We start from the raw sequence: 14,139 nt of genomic DNA, 5'->3' as shown, positions 1-14,139 counted from the left end.
TGCGAACCGGAACTTTGACCATCCGTGCCACCTCTCAGATTGCAGATGCCACAGAGGTAAATCCAATGGTTCGTATAGAAGATGTAGTCGGTTTTTTGATTAACCGCCAGATTTCCGTCGCTACTGCCGAGTCCTGCACGGCGGGGTTGATGGCGGCAATGATTGCCGACGTGTCCGGTGTCGGCCCGGCGTTCGAGCGAGGATACGTGGTGTATCTCCCCGAGGCGAAGAACGACATGCTCGATGTCAGCTTCGAAACGATCGACGAATACGGACTGTGCAGCGAGGAAGTGGCGCGTGAAATGGCACTGGGGGCGCTGCGCCACAGCAACTCGAGCATGGCGCTTTCCAACACGGGTGCGGCGGAATCCGACGACGATGACCTCGATGGTCTGGTGTGTTTCGGTTGTGCTGCCAATATCAACGGGCGGGAACGAGTGATCAGCGAAACCCGCCGGTTCGATGGCAGCCGCAACGAGGTGCGTCGCGCAGCGGCGCGCTATGGGCTGCTGCAGCTGCCGAGCTATTACGCTCAGCTGCTAGAAGCTAAACCGGTGGCTGACGGTCGGTGAACCCGCCTTCGCTACCTGCCGGCTGTTGTTCGCTAGGTTGGGTGCGGGTCTCCAGGTTGGCTCGCACGCGAGGCAGGGATCCGGGATAGTTGTGGTTGATGAATGCCAGCAGATTCTCGCGCAGGTAGCAGCGCAGATCCCAGTTGCGCGACGAATCGCCGGAGCTCGCCAGAACCCGCAGCTGCATGGCTCTCTCGTTGCAGTCGGTAACCTGGAGTACGCAGACTTCACCATCCCATAGGCCTGGCTCTTCCTGGCACAGCCGCTCCATCTCACGGCGTAGCGGCTCGAGCGGCAGCGAGTAATCGACCCAGAAGAAGACCGAGCCAAGCAGGGACGCGCTGTGTCGCGTCCAGTTCTGGAACGGGTTTTCTATGAAGTAGGTGAGCGGAACGACCAGTCGCCGGCTGTCCCAGATTCGCACCACCACGTAGGTGCCGGTGATCTCTTCGATCCGGCCCCATTCGTTCTCGACGATCACGACGTCGTCGAGCCGGATCGGCTGGGTGATGGCAATCTGCAGCCCGGCAATCAGATTGCCGAGTACGGGTCTGGCGGCAAAGCCCACCGCCAGACCGGCCAACCCGGCGGAGGCCAGCAGGCTGGCGCCGAACTGACGGGCGCCTGGAAAGGTCATCAGCATGCTCGAAACGCCGAAAATGATGACCAGCACACCCAGCGTGCGTACCAGTACACGGGTTTGCGTCTGGATGCGGCGGGCTCGAAGGTTATCGCTGACATCCACCGGATTGAGGATGACCACTACCTGCTGTACCGCGCTGACCGCGCGCAGCCCCAGCCAGGTCAGCGTGGCGATGATCAACAACAGTGTGGCGTGCCGCAGCAGGCCGCTGTAAGGGAGTTGCTCAGACGCTCCGGTCCAGACCGTTTGCAGCGCCAGCAGCGGGACCAGCAATTGCACCGGAGCGCTGACTTTCTTGGTCAGCTCGCGCGGAAAGAGAAATGGTCGGGTGACCCGCCGCAGCAGCATCAGGCCCAGCCGCGTCACCAGCCCGAAGACCAGCACGGCAAGCGTAGCGGCGATCAGCGCGCGAAGGGTGGGGTAATCCATATCTGAGAGCCAGTCCATGGGCATGCGGACCTCCGTTGGTTGTCGAGCAAGTCCTGTTGACCCTGGGGCGCGCCACAGGGTTCACTCTGGCGCGTACTGCTGACTGAGGCAGACCGATCACCGACCTGTCGCCGTGCTGGGGTGCCCGGTCGTGCTGCGCTACACTATTGCGCCCTGCCGAGCGAGACGCGGAACATGGCGCTGCAAGCGACACCCTATAAAGTGAATCTGGACCTGTCGGACGTCGACCGCAATGTCTACGAGAATCTGCGCATGACGGTGGCCCGGCATCCGTCCGAGACCGAACCGCGGATGACCGCACGCATCCTCGCCTATGCGCTGTGGTACCAGGAGCGCCTGGCCTTCGGTCGCGGTCTGTCGGACGTCGACGAGCCAGCGCTGTGGCACAAGAGCCTGGATGATCGGATCGAACACTGGATCGAGGTCGGTCAACCCGATGCCGATCGGCTGACATGGTGTTCGCGACGTGCCGAACACGTATCGCTGCTGGTCTACGGCAATGCACGGGCGTGGGGCAACAAGGTGTTGCCTGCCGTGGCCGGCCTCAGCAATCTGCATATCGCCGCGCTGCCCCAGGAGCTGCACGAAGCGCTCTCGGCTGGCCTGCCGCGCAGTATTGGCTGGGGAGTGATGATCACCGACGGGGTGCTCTACGTCAGTGACGCCGAACAACAGTACGAGCTGCCCCTCGAGTGGCTCCAGGGCGAGCGCTGATGCGCATCGAGGCGCGGGCGTTGCCTGCCGAGTTGCCTGAACTAGGCAACCTGCCGCAGCTGCTCAGGCGTCTGTATGCCGCCCGCGGGGTGTGTTCCGACCGTGAGCTCGATCGCAGCGTGCGAGCGCTGCTGCCGTTCACCCAGCTCAAGGGGATGGAGCGGGCCGTCGCTGTTCTTCATGAGGCGGTGGTCAAGGCACGTCCGATCATCATTGTTGGCGACTTCGACGCCGACGGTGCTACCGCCAGCTGCGTTGCCGTGCTGGCGCTGCGCTCGCTGGGTGCTGGGCGGGTCGACTACCTGGTCCCGAACCGGTTCGAGTACGGTTACGGGCTGACCCCGGAGATCGTCGCGGTCGCACTGGAGCGTGAGCCCGAAGTGCTGGTCACCGTGGACAATGGCATTTCCAGTGTCGAGGGTGTCGCAGCCGCCCGCGCCGCGGGACTCAAGGTAGTGGTCACCGACCATCACCTGCCCGGTGCGCAGCTGCCAGACGCCGACGCCATCGTCAACCCCAGCCAGCCGGGATGCAATTTCCCGAGCAAGGCACTAGCCGGTGTGGGCGTGATTTTCTATGTGATGCTGGCGCTACGCGCATCGTTGCGTGAGGCAGGCTGGTTCGGCCCGTCGCGCTCCGAGCCAAACCTGGCAGAACTGCTGGACCTGGTGGCGTTGGGTACGGTGGCCGACGTGGTGCCGCTGGACGCCAACAATCGCATTCTGGTCCACCAGGGCCTGTGCCGTATTCGCAGCGGTCGCTGCCGCCCGGGTATTCGCGCCTTGCTTGAAGTGGCGGCCCGGCCGGCGGAGCGACTGGTATCGACCGATTTGGGGTTCATCATCGGCCCACGGCTCAACGCCGCCGGCCGGCTGGATGACATGAGTCTGGGCATCGAATGTCTGCTGACCGACAACGAGAGCCTGGCGCGCGACATGGCCGGTGAGCTGGACACCCTGAACCGCGATCGCAAGGCCATCGAACGCGACATGCAGCAGCAGGCCCTGGCCTGGCTGGAGCGCAGTTGTGTTGACGAAGCGGCGTTGCCGTTCGGCTTGTGCCTGTTTCAACCCGATTGGCATCAAGGGGTGATCGGCATTCTTGCCTCACGCCTCAAGGAGCGCTACCACCGCCCGGTGATTGCCTTTGCTGAAGCCGGGGAAGGCGAGCTCAAGGGCTCTGCGCGCTCGGTGGCGGGGCTGCACATCCGCGATGCGCTCGACGCGGTCGCTGCACTCAATCCCGGGTTGATCAGCAAGTTCGGTGGTCACGCCATGGCGGCCGGCCTGTCGCTGCCTGCAGCACATTTCGAGCAGTTTTCTCGGGCCTTCGATGCGGAAGTCCGCCGTCAGCTGTGCGCGGAGGATCTGACGGGTCGGCTACTATCCGACGGTGAACTGTGCGCCGAGGAGTTCTCGCTCGAGTTGGCGGCGCAGCTGCGCGAGGCAGGGCCCTGGGGCCAGCACTTCCCCGAACCTGGTTTTCACGGCGAGTTCGCGCTCATTCAGCAGCGCCTGGTCGGTGAACGACACCTTAAGATGGTGCTTCAGCCCAGCGGCTGTACACAGCTGCTTGATGCCATCGCTTTTCACATCGATCCGGCCGAGTGGCCGAATCCGGCAATCAAGCGCGTGCTCATAGCCTACACCTTGGATATCAACGAATACCGTGGCAAGCAGAGCCTGCAGCTCATGGTCAAACATCTGCAGTCCGCCTGACCTCGATAGTGGCGCGCTGAACGTCTCGGTGGGGATACGCAAGACGCGTTGAGTGCGAAAAACGAAATAGCCTGTTCGGCTTAATGGGACTGGTTTTCATTGACGCCGCTTGGCGGTTCGGTTGATATAATGCGTCGGGACACATTTGCGTACTGTGTCACGCTTGCGCAGCTCAGCCATTGTTGGCAAGGAGCCCTTGCGATGTTGCGTCTAGGAGACGTTGGTGAAGGACCTGAAGAAGCGTCTGGAAGACATGCAGAACAGCCTCGGTCTGAATGTGGCCGACGTCCAGCAGCGGCTCCGGCTGTTGTTGCTGGACGATCCGGCGATGGCTGGCCTGGCTGAGCATGTCGATGCGCTCGAGACGCTCCACAGCGACGTAGTCGATGCGCTTCACCGCCATATGCTCCAGTTCCCCGAAACCTCCGCCCAGCTGCAGCAGCCGGGCATGCTGCAGCGGTTGAAAGGACAGCAGCAGCGTTACTACCAGCAATTGCTGCATGGCCCCTACGATCTCCAGTACGCGCGCCTGCGCTTGCTGGTAGGTCTGAGCCACGAGCGCGAGCAGGTGGAGCAGAAGTGGTATCTCGGCGCCTACCATTTCTACTTGAACCATATGCAGGGAGCTATCCGCGCTCACTGGGCGCATGACCCAGAGCTGGCAGACCGATTGTTTGCCTGCCTGCTGAAAATCGTCTTCTTCGATCTCACTCTGGCTGTGGACACCTACTCCGCTGCGAACAAACTGGCGCTGGAAGAAAGCCGTGCCCGCTATGCCCGGGCGGTGGAGGGCGCGCACGACGGAATCTGGGAATGGAACGTGGTGGATGATGCGCTCGAGGTATCCGAGCGCTGGCTTCGCATTGTCGGTCTGGCTGGCGAGCGGGCGCCTTCTACTCTTTCCGAATGGGCGGCGTTGATGCCCGACATGCACCGCACTGCCTTCAACGTGGCGGTCCGAGCACATCTGGCCGGTTACAAGCCTTATCTCAATATCGAATGCCAGATGCGAGACGTCGACGGACAGCTGGTCTGGGTCCTGATTCGTGGCTTGGTCTCGGAGGACAACTACGGAATCCGTCGTCTAGCTGGTTCCCTGTCCGATATCAACTTGCGCAAGAGCGCGGAGCAGGACCTGGCGCACGCCACCTTCCATGACCCGCTGACCGGGCTACCCAACCGACAGCGAATGAACCAGTTGCTGCTGCAGGCGTTGCAGCGCCAGGCCAAGCCGGGTGCGCGGCACGCCTCGGTGCTGTTCATCGATCTCGACCGATTCAAGCTGATCAACGATAGCCTGGGTCACCAGAGCGGCGACAAGGTACTGGTGGAGTCGGCCAAGCGGATTGGTCGTTGCCTGCGCCCCGGTGATCACCTGTGCCGGTTCGGCGGCGACGAGTTCGTCGTGCTGCTCGATGATCTGGCGCAGGATGGCGATGCGGAAATCGTCGCGCGCCGCATCATGCAGGAGTTACATGTCCCCATGCTGATCGGCGAGCATCGGCTGGTCATCACCGCGAGTATCGGGGTCGCGCCGTTGAAGGGTAATGGTGCCGAACAGGACGCTCTGCGTGAAGCCGATCTGGCCTTGTACCGGGCCAAGGCCTACGGTAAGTCGCAGCTGGCGCTGTACAGCGAAACCCTGCAGGAAGAGGTGAACCATCGCCTGACGCTGGAAAATGCCTTGAGCGAAGCACTGCTGCGCAACCAGTTCGAGTTGTATTACCAGCCGATCGTCAAAGTCGAAGGCGGCACGTCCCGGGTGATCGGCGTCGAGGCTCTGCTGCGCTGGTGGCAAGACGGCACCATGATATCCCCGGACGAGTTCATCCCGGTGCTGGAGGAATCCGGCCAGATCGTCGAGGTGGGTGAATGGGTGCTGCGCGAAGCCTGTCGACAGGTCAAGAGCTGGCACGACAACGGCCTGCCCGGTTTGCGTTGTTCGGTGAATCTGTCCAGTCGCCAGCTGCATGAAGGGGGCTTCGCAGCCCGGGTCGCGGCAGTGCTCGAGGAAACCGGCTTCCCTGCTAGCAGCCTGGTGCTGGAGATTACCGAAAGTCTTCTTATGCAGGACGTGCCGGATACTCTGGCAACCCTGCGCGAACTGGAGAGCCTGGGGATTCGCATCGCACTCGATGATTTCGGCACCGGGTTTTCATCTCTGGGCTACCTGCATCGCTACCCGCTGCACATCATCAAAGTGGACAAGAGCTTCATCACCCGTGCGCCGGACGACGAGCGTCTCGGAGCGATCAGCCGGGCGATTATCGGCCTGGGCCGCGGACTGCGGATGGACGTGATTGCCGAAGGCATCGAGACGCCCGAGCAGATGCGCTTCCTGCGCGACGAAGGCTGCCACTACATCCAGGGCTACTGGTTCAGCCGGCCGTTGTCTGCCGACAATATCCACCCAGTACTGGTTAGCCTGTCGACGCTTGATGAGTCCGTCTGAGGCAGCCACGCGGCGTCCGGGACCATGTTCAGCGCGACCCCGGTGTGACCCTTCCTCCTGGATGGGTGAGCCACCAGTCAGACCCTGGGGTCATGGCGTCCCTGACCTGCATCAATCGAGCCTTTGACAGACGGAGCGCAAACCCCCTGCTATAGTTTGGCGACTTTCACAGGGAGGTCGCCCAATGCGCTGGATCCTTACGTTCATAGCTGGCTTTCTCGCGGTTTTGTGTTTCCACCAGCCTGCGCTGGGACTGTTGCATTCGGCGGGTGTCGTGCCCTTTGCGCCGTTCTCGCTGGCTCCGACCAGACCGCTGGGTGTCCCCTCGGTGGTCTCCGGCGCCTTTTTCGGAGGGCTCTGGGCGCTGGCTCTGGTGCTGTTTCTTGATCGCGTAGGACGCAGCTGGGTCTGGCTCAAGGCGGCGCTGTTCGGCGGTATCGCACTGACTGTCGTGGCGCTTTTGATTGTATTCCCGCTGAAGGGCATCGGTTTCGACGTCGACAAGCTGCCGGGACGCTTCATGATCGGTTTCATCCTCAACGCCTGCTGGGGTGTGGGCACGCTGGTGTTCCTGCGCGTATTCGGTCGCTGACCCGAGCGTGCGGCGCCGGTAGCGCTGCACTGCGAGGGTGATTTCCGCTACAATGGCCGCTTTTCCCGACGGGACTTGTCACCATGGAAATCAATCCGATCCTCAATACCATCAAGGACCTGCGCGGCCGTACGGATACCATCAGGGGGTATCTTTGACTACGATCACAAGCGTGATCGCCTGACCGAAGTCGAGCGCGAGCTCGAAGACCCCAGCGTCTGGAACGATCCGGAACGCGCACAGAACCTTGGCCGCGAACGCGCCCAGCTGGCGCAGATCGTCGAAACCCTCGACGAAATGAGTGGCGGCCTGGCTGACGCATCCGAGCTTCTGGAAATGGCCAATGAAGAGGACGACGAGTCAGCGGTCGCCGACATCGTCACCGAGCTCAATCGCCTGCAGCAGTCCCTGGAGAAGCTCGAATTTCGCCGGATGTTCAGCGGCGAAATGGATCCCAACAACTGCTACCTGGACATCCAGGCCGGCTCCGGCGGCACTGAGGCCCAGGACTGGGCCAACATGCTGTTGCGCATGTACCTGCGCTGGGCCGACAAGCACGGCTTCGAAACCGAGATCGTCGAACTGTCCGAGGGCGAAGTCGCTGGCATCAAGAGCGCTACCGTTCACGTCAAGGGCGAATACGTCTTCGGTTGGCTGCGCACCGAAATCGGCGTGCACCGCCTGGTACGCAAAAGCCCCTTTGACTCGGGCAATCGGCGTCATACCTCGTTCTCCGCAGTCTTTGCATCGCCGGAAATCGACGACGATATCGAGATCGATATCAATCCGGCGGATTTACGCGTCGACACCTACCGCTCCTCGGGCGCTGGTGGTCAGCACGTCAACACCACCGATTCGGCGATCCGCATCACCCACGTTCCGACCAACACCGTGGTCAGCTGTCAGAACCAGCGTTCGCAGCACGCCAACCGCGACACGGCGATGAAAATGCTCCGCGCCAAGCTCTACGAGATGGAAATCCAGAAGCGCAACGCTGCGGCGCAGGCGCTGGAAGACACCAAATCGGATATCGGCTGGGGCCATCAGATTCGCTCCTACGTTCTTGACCAGTCGCGCATCAAGGATCTGCGTACCGGGATCGAGCGCAGCGATTGCGACAAGGTGCTCGACGGCGATCTGGACGAATACATCGAGGCCAGCCTGAAGCAGGGTCTGTAACCCTGTGCAGGTGAACGAGCCTCTGGCGGCGAGTCGTCGCCCCGGCAAGAACTCATTGAATTGAACCTGGAATCAACCCGAAATGACCGACCAGCCGCAAGACCAGCATGCCCTGCAAGAGGAAGAGAACAGTCTGATCGCCCTGCGCAAGGAAAAGCTTGCCGCGCAGCGCGCCAAAGGCAGTGTGTTCCCCAACCGGTTCCGCCGTGATAGCTACGCCGGCCGGCTGCAGAAGCAGTATGCGGACAAGAGCAAGGAAGAACTCGAAGCGGCTGCGATTCCGGTCAAGGTTGCGGGGCGCATCATGCTCAACCGGGGCGCCTTTATGGTGCTGCAGGACATGTCCGGGCGGATTCAGGTCTACGTCGACCGCAAAGGGCTGCCCGCGGACACGCTCGAGCAGATCAAGACCTGGGACATGGGCGACATCATTTCCGCCGAAGGCACGCTGGCGCGCTCCGGCAAGGGCGATCTGTACGTGCACATGACTGCAGTCGAGCTGCTGACCAAGTCGCTGCGGCCGCTGCCGGACAAGTTTCACGGCCTGACCGACACCGAACAGCGCTATCGTCAGCGCTACGTCGACCTCATCGTCAACGAAGACACGCGCAACACCTTCCAGGTGCGCTCGAAGATCATCAGCCACATTCGTCGCTTCCTTGCCGAGCGCGACTTCCTTGAAGTCGAGACGCCGATGCTACAGACCATCCCTGGCGGCGCCGCGGCCAAGCCGTTCGAGACGCACCACAATGCGCTCGATCTGCCGATGTTCCTGCGCATCGCCCCGGAGCTCTATCTCAAGCGCCTGGTGGTCGGTGGCTTCGAGCGTGTGTTCGAGATCAACCGCAACTTCCGTAACGAAGGCGTCTCGACCCGGCACAACCCCGAGTTCACCATGCTCGAGTTTTACCAGGCGTACGCTGACTATGAAGACAACATGGACTTGACCGAGGAGCTTTTTCGCGAGCTGGCCATGGCAGTTCTGGGCACCACCGATGTCCCTTACCAGGGCAAGGTGTTTCATTTCGGTGAGCCCTTCGCGCGCCTGTCGGTATTCGACTCGATCCTCAAGTACAGCCCGGACATCACCGCCGAAGATCTGCAAGACCTGGACAAGGCGCGCGCCATCGCCAAGAAGGCCGGCGCCGATGTGAAGGGGTTCGAGGGGCTGGGCAAGCTGCAGGTGATGATTTTCGAGGAGCTGGTCGAGCACAAGCTGGAGCAGCCGACGTTCATCACGCGTTATCCGTTCGAAGTCTCGCCGCTGGCGCGTCGCAGCGACGACGATCCGAGCGTGACTGACCGCTTTGAGCTGTTCATTGGTGGCCGTGAGATCGCCAATGCCTATTCGGAGCTCAATGACGCCGAAGATCAGGCCGAACGCTTCCATGCGCAGGTGGCGGATAAGGACGCCGGCGACGACGAAGCCATGCACTACGACGCGGACTTCGTGCGGGCGCTGGAATACGGGATGCCGCCGACCGCGGGCGAGGGCATCGGTATCGACCGTCTGGTGATGCTGTTGACCGACTCGCCGTCGATTCGCGACGTGATCCTGTTTCCGCACATGCGCCCGGAGCACTGAAGCGCAGCTTCAGCGTTCCGGTCAGCGGCAAGCTTGATGCTTCAAACTTCAACTGATCGGTGTAGACGGCAACACCGGAACTGCTTGCCGCTTATAGCTTGCCGCTCGTAGCTCGAATGACCCGAAGGGGAATGAGGAATGGCAGTGAAACAGAGCGAGCAGTACCAACTGGTCATCCGCAGCCTGTCCGATCGACTGGTCGATGCGCAGGCGCCGATCCGCATTCTCGATGCGATCAAGTGGGACGATAGCGTTCGCGAAGAGTTTTTCCGCAAGCGCTGCAAGAGCCTGCCGGATGTCAATCCTGACTACTACGCCACGCGCCCGCTGGGCTTCGATCCGACCGAGCGGCGCGAGGTGTTGCAGGACATCGAGCGAGACATCACCCGGCAACTGGGGACGTTCAATCCGGTCGGTCAGATCATGCGCCGCATGTGCCGCGAGTACCGCATGGTCATTCGCATGGTCGAGGCGCGGGGCAAGCCGGATTTTGGTCTGATTTCGCAGGAGCTGTACGGCTCGGCGTCGGATGCCTTCCATGCTGGCGACCCGACCCTGACCGATCTGGGCATGATGCTGAGTGAGTCCTTGACCAACATCGGTACCGACCTGGGCCGGGAACCCAAGACCATCGCCGCGCCGGAAGCGGTGGCGATTCTTCAGGAGCGCATGGATCAGGCGTTTCCGGATGACCGGGCAGTCCGTGTGTTCGAGTCCGATGGCATCGTTGCCGACGCGGCAGCAGGCGCCGACTACATCAAGATTCGCAGTGACGCTCTGTTCAACCAGCGCGACCTGAAGCTGCTGGCGGTGCACGAGGGTATGGTGCACGTGGCAACCAGTCTCAACGGTCAACATCAGCCGATCTGCACTTTCCTGGCCAAGGGGCCGCCTTCGTCCACCGTGACTCAGGAAGGTTTGGCGATCCTCATGGAAGTCATCACCTTCGCCTCGTACCCGGCGCGTCTGCGCAAACTGACCGACCGCACCCGGGCGATCCAGATGGCCGAATCCGGCGGCAACTTCCTCGATGTGTTCCAGTTCTATCGGGACGAGGGTTATGCCCGCGAAGATAGTTACACCAATGCCAGTCGAGTTTTCCGTGGATCGAGCGCGGACGGCTTGCCGTTCACCAAGGATCTGGCGTACCTGAAAGGCTTCATCCTGACCTACAACTACATTCAGTTGGCGGTGCGCAAGGGCAAGCTGCAGCAGATTCCGCTGCTGTTCTGCGGCAAGACCACCCTCGAAGATATGCGAACCCTGGGCCAACTGGTCGAGGAAGGGCTGGTCGTACCGCCGCGCTATCTGCCAGAGCCGTTTGCCGACCTGAATGCGCTGAGTGCCTGGATGTGCTTCTCCGGATTCCTGAACAACCTCAGCCTCGATCGCATCGAAGCTGATTACGCGAATATCCTCTGACGGAGCGATGTATGGCCGAGAAGCAGGAAGTGAACAAGCTTCCCTTGATATTGACTGCCATGGGTACGGTGTTCTTCACCGTCATGGTCTTGCACCTGTATGGCTATCTGAATATCGCTCGTGAGGAAGAAGGCCTTCTCGTGGCCGAATTCGGCCTGGTGACGGTGGGGTCGGAAGAGGCTGGTCAGTTGCGTAGCCGGGCGGCGAATCAGGTAGCCGAGTGTGTCGATGGCGTGCTTGTGCTGCACGACGCCAGGCATAACGGCCTGTCCGGCTTGCTGGTCGATCAGCGTCAGCGCGTAGTGCGCTGCAACGCGCAATCCGTTCCGGTAGCGGAATAAGCATGGCGGGCCGCGATGTTCAGCTGGAGGCGGGCTGGAAAGAGGCGTTGGCCGAGGAATTCGACCAGCCCTACATGCAACAGCTACGCGCATTCCTACTTGAGCAGAAGACGGCTGGCAAGCAGGTGTACCCGCCTGGGCCGCTGATGTTCAATGCGCTCAACAGTACGCCGCTGGAAGAGGTGAAGGTAGTGATCATCGGTCAGGATCCCTACCACGGACCCGGTCAGGCGCATGGCCTGTGTTTTTCCGTGCCGGCCGGCGTCCCGGCGCCGCCATCTCTACAGAATATCTTCAAGGAATTACAGCGTGATCTGTCTCTGCCGATCCCCCGGCACGGCTGCCTGCAAAGCTGGGCCGAACAGGGCGTTTTGCTGCTGAACGCTGTGCTCACCGTCGAGCACAGCCAGGCCGGTTCCCATGCCAACCGCGGCTGGGAACGCTTCACTTCGCGAATCATCGATGTGTTGAACGAGCGGCGCGAGCATCTGGTGTTCATGCTGTGGGGCAGCTATGCGCAGAAAAAGGGCCAGCAGATCGATCCCGCGAATCATCTGGTACTGAAGTCGGTCCATCCTTCGCCGCTATCCGCGCACCGCGGCTTCATAGGCAACGGACATTTCTCTCTGGCGAACGACTATCTGCGCCAACACGGCCGAACTCCAATCGACTGGCAGCTTCCTCCCGCCTGATTGCTGACGAAAACGGCGACGTGTCTTACTCTTTGGAGGAATTTCCATCCGATTGGAGGTTGCCATGGAACACGCGCTGACTCCTTACACCGCGCTGGTCCCCCGTACCGACAAGCTCGTCGTGCAAAAGGTGGGATATACCGCGCTGGTCACCATTGATAACCCGCCGGCGAACACCTGGGACACGGACACACTGCATGGGCTGGTCGAGCTCATCGAGCACCTGGATGACGATCCGGAGGTCTATGCCCTGGTGATTACCGGACGCGGCCGCCGGTTTTTCTCCGCAGGTGCCGACCTGCGCATGTTCGCCGAAGGAGACAAAGCCCAGGCGCGAACGATCGCCCGGCTGTTCGGTCAGGCATTCGAAGCCCTGCGCGACTTCGCCGGAGTGTCCATCGCGGCAATCAACGGATATGCCATGGGCGGCGGCTTGGAGTGTGCGCTCGCATGCGATATTCGCATTGCCGAGCGCGAAGCGCAGCTGGGTCTGCCGGAAGCAAGTGTTGGCCTGTTGCCCTGTGCTGGCGGTACCCAGGCGCTGGCCTGGCTGGTGGGCGAAGGCTGGGCGAAACGCATGATCCTCTGCGGGGAGCGCATCGACGGCGTCAAGGCTGAACGAATCGGATTGGTAGAAGAGGTGGTAGAGGAAGGGCAGGCGCTGACCACGGCTCTGCGACTCGCCGCTCAGGTCGGACGACAGAGCCCGCAAGCGGTGAAACATTCGAAGCAGCTTATCCAGTCCGGGCGTAACCGCCCGATCAACTCGCTGTTAAGCGAAGAGCGGGAGCGATTTGTAGACCTGTTCGATCTGGACGACACCACCGAGGGCGTCGCTGCCTTCCTGCAGAAACGTCCACCCCAATGGCGCAACCGCTGACGCAGCTGGCGCGAAACGTGAAGCGGCAAGTGTGCTTGCCGCTGAGCACGCTAGCCGAGCAGCTGCATCGCAGCTTCCATTTCCGCTGAAAGATCCTCGTCTTCCTCATCCTCGTAAGGATTCAGGCCAAGCTTGGTGAAAGCAGGGATCTGGCCGCAATCAATGCTGGCGCAAGGGTGGTCCGTGCCAGCGAGACTCTGCAGTACCGCGACCTGAATGATGTCCGCGTAGTCGACTTCCGCCGAATTGCGCTTGAAATCCAGGTGCTGAGTGGGGACATGCCGCAACGGCAGCGGGAAGTCCCAAGCCTGAAGAATGCGGTCGCCGAGAATCGGATGGATGCGTTCGATTACCAGGTCGAGGCTTTTCTCGTCCGCCAGCAATGCTTCGTTTTCTTCGGCATAGCTAAGAATAGGCAGCACGCCGATCTGGTGAACCAGACCGCCTAGTGTCGCCTGATCGGGCTTGAGCTTGGTGTAGTGACGGCAGAGCACGTGACTGATGCCGGCTACTTCCGTGCTGCGAGACCATACCTGACGCATTTTCGCATCGATCAGGTCTGATGTGGCCTGGAACATCTGGGCCATCGCCAAGCCGATCGCCAGGTTCGCGGTATAGGTTATCCCCATCCGGTTGACAGCCATGCCTAGATCGGTGATCTCCTGCCGGGTGCGTAACAACGGACTATTGACCACCTTGATCAATCGCGCACTTAGCGCAGCGTCACTACTGATCTCGCGCACCAGATGCGGGATGCTGACGTCGGGGTCTTCTGCGGCTTCGCGAACTCGCAGCGCGACCTCTGGAAGCGTGGGCAGAACCAGCTCGTCCCGGTCGATAGCTTCCATGAGCTGTTCTTGAACACGTTGGGCCAGATCTGTCATTGGGGTATCCCTTGC

The 14,139-nt window shown here is 61.4% G+C and carries 13 protein-coding genes; 11 read left to right on the top strand and 2 right to left on the bottom strand.

The features are described 5' to 3' along the window. Positions 1–65 precede the first annotated feature (65 nt). Positions 66–572 carry a CinA family protein gene (locus BLT85_RS11125; protein WP_093394625.1) on the top strand — a complete coding sequence of 169 codons (507 nt, stop codon included), beginning with the start codon at positions 66–68 and terminating at the stop codon, positions 570–572. On the opposite strand, the gene BLT85_RS11120 is transcribed toward BLT85_RS11125, so the two are convergent. Next, positions 547–1,662: a mechanosensitive ion channel family protein gene (locus BLT85_RS11120; protein WP_407920176.1), complete on the bottom strand. Its 1,116-nt coding sequence runs from the start codon at positions 1,660–1,662 to the stop codon at positions 547–549. The genes BLT85_RS11125 and BLT85_RS11120 overlap by 26 nt on opposite strands. A gap of 177 nt (positions 1,663–1,839) precedes the next feature. Between BLT85_RS11120 and BLT85_RS11115 the strand changes: the two genes are divergently transcribed. From BLT85_RS11115 to BLT85_RS11070, 10 genes are all read left to right on the top strand, one after another. Next, positions 1,840–2,379: a YaeQ family protein gene (locus BLT85_RS11115; RefSeq protein WP_093394621.1), complete on the top strand. Its 540-nt coding sequence runs from the start codon at positions 1,840–1,842 to the stop codon at positions 2,377–2,379. Next, complete coding sequence (recJ, locus tag BLT85_RS11110; RefSeq protein ID WP_093394619.1) at positions 2,379–4,097, top strand: single-stranded-DNA-specific exonuclease RecJ; 1,719 nt, start codon at positions 2,379–2,381, stop codon at positions 4,095–4,097. Before BLT85_RS11115 ends, recJ begins: the two co-directional genes overlap by 1 nt. A 223-nt stretch (positions 4,098–4,320) precedes the next feature. After that, on the top strand, positions 4,321–6,549 hold the full coding sequence (locus tag BLT85_RS11105) for a putative bifunctional diguanylate cyclase/phosphodiesterase (RefSeq protein ID WP_231701468.1): 2,229 nt from the start codon (positions 4,321–4,323) through the stop codon (positions 6,547–6,549). Positions 6,550–6,733: 184 nt separating this feature from the next. Beyond that, complete coding sequence (locus tag BLT85_RS11100) at positions 6,734–7,141, top strand: hypothetical protein (protein ID WP_093394617.1); 408 nt, start codon at positions 6,734–6,736, stop codon at positions 7,139–7,141. A gap of 83 nt (positions 7,142–7,224) precedes the next feature. Then, a protein-coding gene (gene prfB / locus BLT85_RS11095; protein ID WP_157718174.1) for a peptide chain release factor 2 occupies positions 7,225–8,320 on the top strand; the annotation gives its coding sequence in 2 pieces (ribosomal slippage) (positions 7,225–7,296 and positions 7,298–8,320; 1,095 coding nt in all). Positions 8,321–8,402: 82 nt separating this feature from the next. Beyond that, entirely contained in the window at positions 8,403–9,905 is a 1,503-nt protein-coding gene (lysS, locus tag BLT85_RS11090) for a lysine--tRNA ligase (RefSeq protein WP_093394614.1), read from the top strand. Between the two features lie 138 nt (positions 9,906–10,043). After that, a complete protein-coding gene (locus tag BLT85_RS11085) occupies positions 10,044–11,327 on the top strand; it encodes a flavohemoglobin expression-modulating QEGLA motif protein (RefSeq protein WP_093394612.1) in 1,284 nt (427 codons plus the stop codon). 11 nt (positions 11,328–11,338) lie between these two features. Beyond that, entirely contained in the window at positions 11,339–11,668 is a 330-nt protein-coding gene (locus tag BLT85_RS11080; RefSeq protein WP_093394609.1) for a hypothetical protein, read from the top strand. 2 nt (positions 11,669–11,670) lie between these two features. Next, the gene (ung, locus tag BLT85_RS11075; RefSeq protein WP_093394606.1) at positions 11,671–12,360 is read left to right on the top strand and encodes a uracil-DNA glycosylase; all 690 of its coding nucleotides are present in this window, start codon (positions 11,671–11,673) and stop codon (positions 12,358–12,360) included. A gap of 64 nt (positions 12,361–12,424) precedes the next feature. After that, positions 12,425–13,240, top strand: a complete 816-nt coding sequence (locus BLT85_RS11070; protein ID WP_093394602.1) for an enoyl-CoA hydratase — start codon at positions 12,425–12,427, stop codon at positions 13,238–13,240. 50 nt (positions 13,241–13,290) lie between these two features. Here the strand turns inward: BLT85_RS11070 and BLT85_RS11065 are convergent, their stop codons facing one another. Then, positions 13,291–14,124, bottom strand: a complete 834-nt coding sequence (locus BLT85_RS11065; protein WP_093394599.1) for an HDOD domain-containing protein — start codon at positions 14,122–14,124, stop codon at positions 13,291–13,293. Positions 14,125–14,139 lie beyond the last annotated feature (15 nt).

The organism is Halopseudomonas xinjiangensis (assembly GCF_900104945.1).
GTDB lineage: Bacteria > Pseudomonadota > Gammaproteobacteria > Pseudomonadales > Pseudomonadaceae > Halopseudomonas > Halopseudomonas xinjiangensis.
This window is presented reverse-complemented; position numbering and strand designations above follow the sequence as displayed.

Excerpts from the sequence above, each read along its gene's own strand:
- BLT85_RS11125 (WP_093394625.1), top strand. The coding sequence starts at position 66 with ATGGTTCGTATAGAAGATGTAGTCGGTTTTTTGATTAACCGCCAGATT.
- BLT85_RS11120 (WP_407920176.1), bottom strand. The coding sequence starts at position 1,662 with ATGGACTGGCTCTCAGATATGGATTACCCCACCCTTCGCGCGCTGATC.
- BLT85_RS11115 (WP_093394621.1), top strand. The coding sequence starts at position 1,840 with ATGGCGCTGCAAGCGACACCCTATAAAGTGAATCTGGACCTGTCGGAC.
- recJ (WP_093394619.1), top strand. The coding sequence starts at position 2,379 with ATGCGCATCGAGGCGCGGGCGTTGCCTGCCGAGTTGCCTGAACTAGGC.
- BLT85_RS11100 (WP_093394617.1), top strand. The coding sequence starts at position 6,734 with ATGCGCTGGATCCTTACGTTCATAGCTGGCTTTCTCGCGGTTTTGTGT.
- lysS (WP_093394614.1), top strand. The coding sequence starts at position 8,403 with ATGACCGACCAGCCGCAAGACCAGCATGCCCTGCAAGAGGAAGAGAAC.
- BLT85_RS11085 (WP_093394612.1), top strand. The coding sequence starts at position 10,044 with ATGGCAGTGAAACAGAGCGAGCAGTACCAACTGGTCATCCGCAGCCTG.
- BLT85_RS11080 (WP_093394609.1), top strand. The coding sequence starts at position 11,339 with ATGGCCGAGAAGCAGGAAGTGAACAAGCTTCCCTTGATATTGACTGCC.
- ung (WP_093394606.1), top strand. The coding sequence starts at position 11,671 with ATGGCGGGCCGCGATGTTCAGCTGGAGGCGGGCTGGAAAGAGGCGTTG.
- BLT85_RS11070 (WP_093394602.1), top strand. The coding sequence starts at position 12,425 with ATGGAACACGCGCTGACTCCTTACACCGCGCTGGTCCCCCGTACCGAC.
- BLT85_RS11065 (WP_093394599.1), bottom strand. The coding sequence starts at position 14,124 with ATGACAGATCTGGCCCAACGTGTTCAAGAACAGCTCATGGAAGCTATC.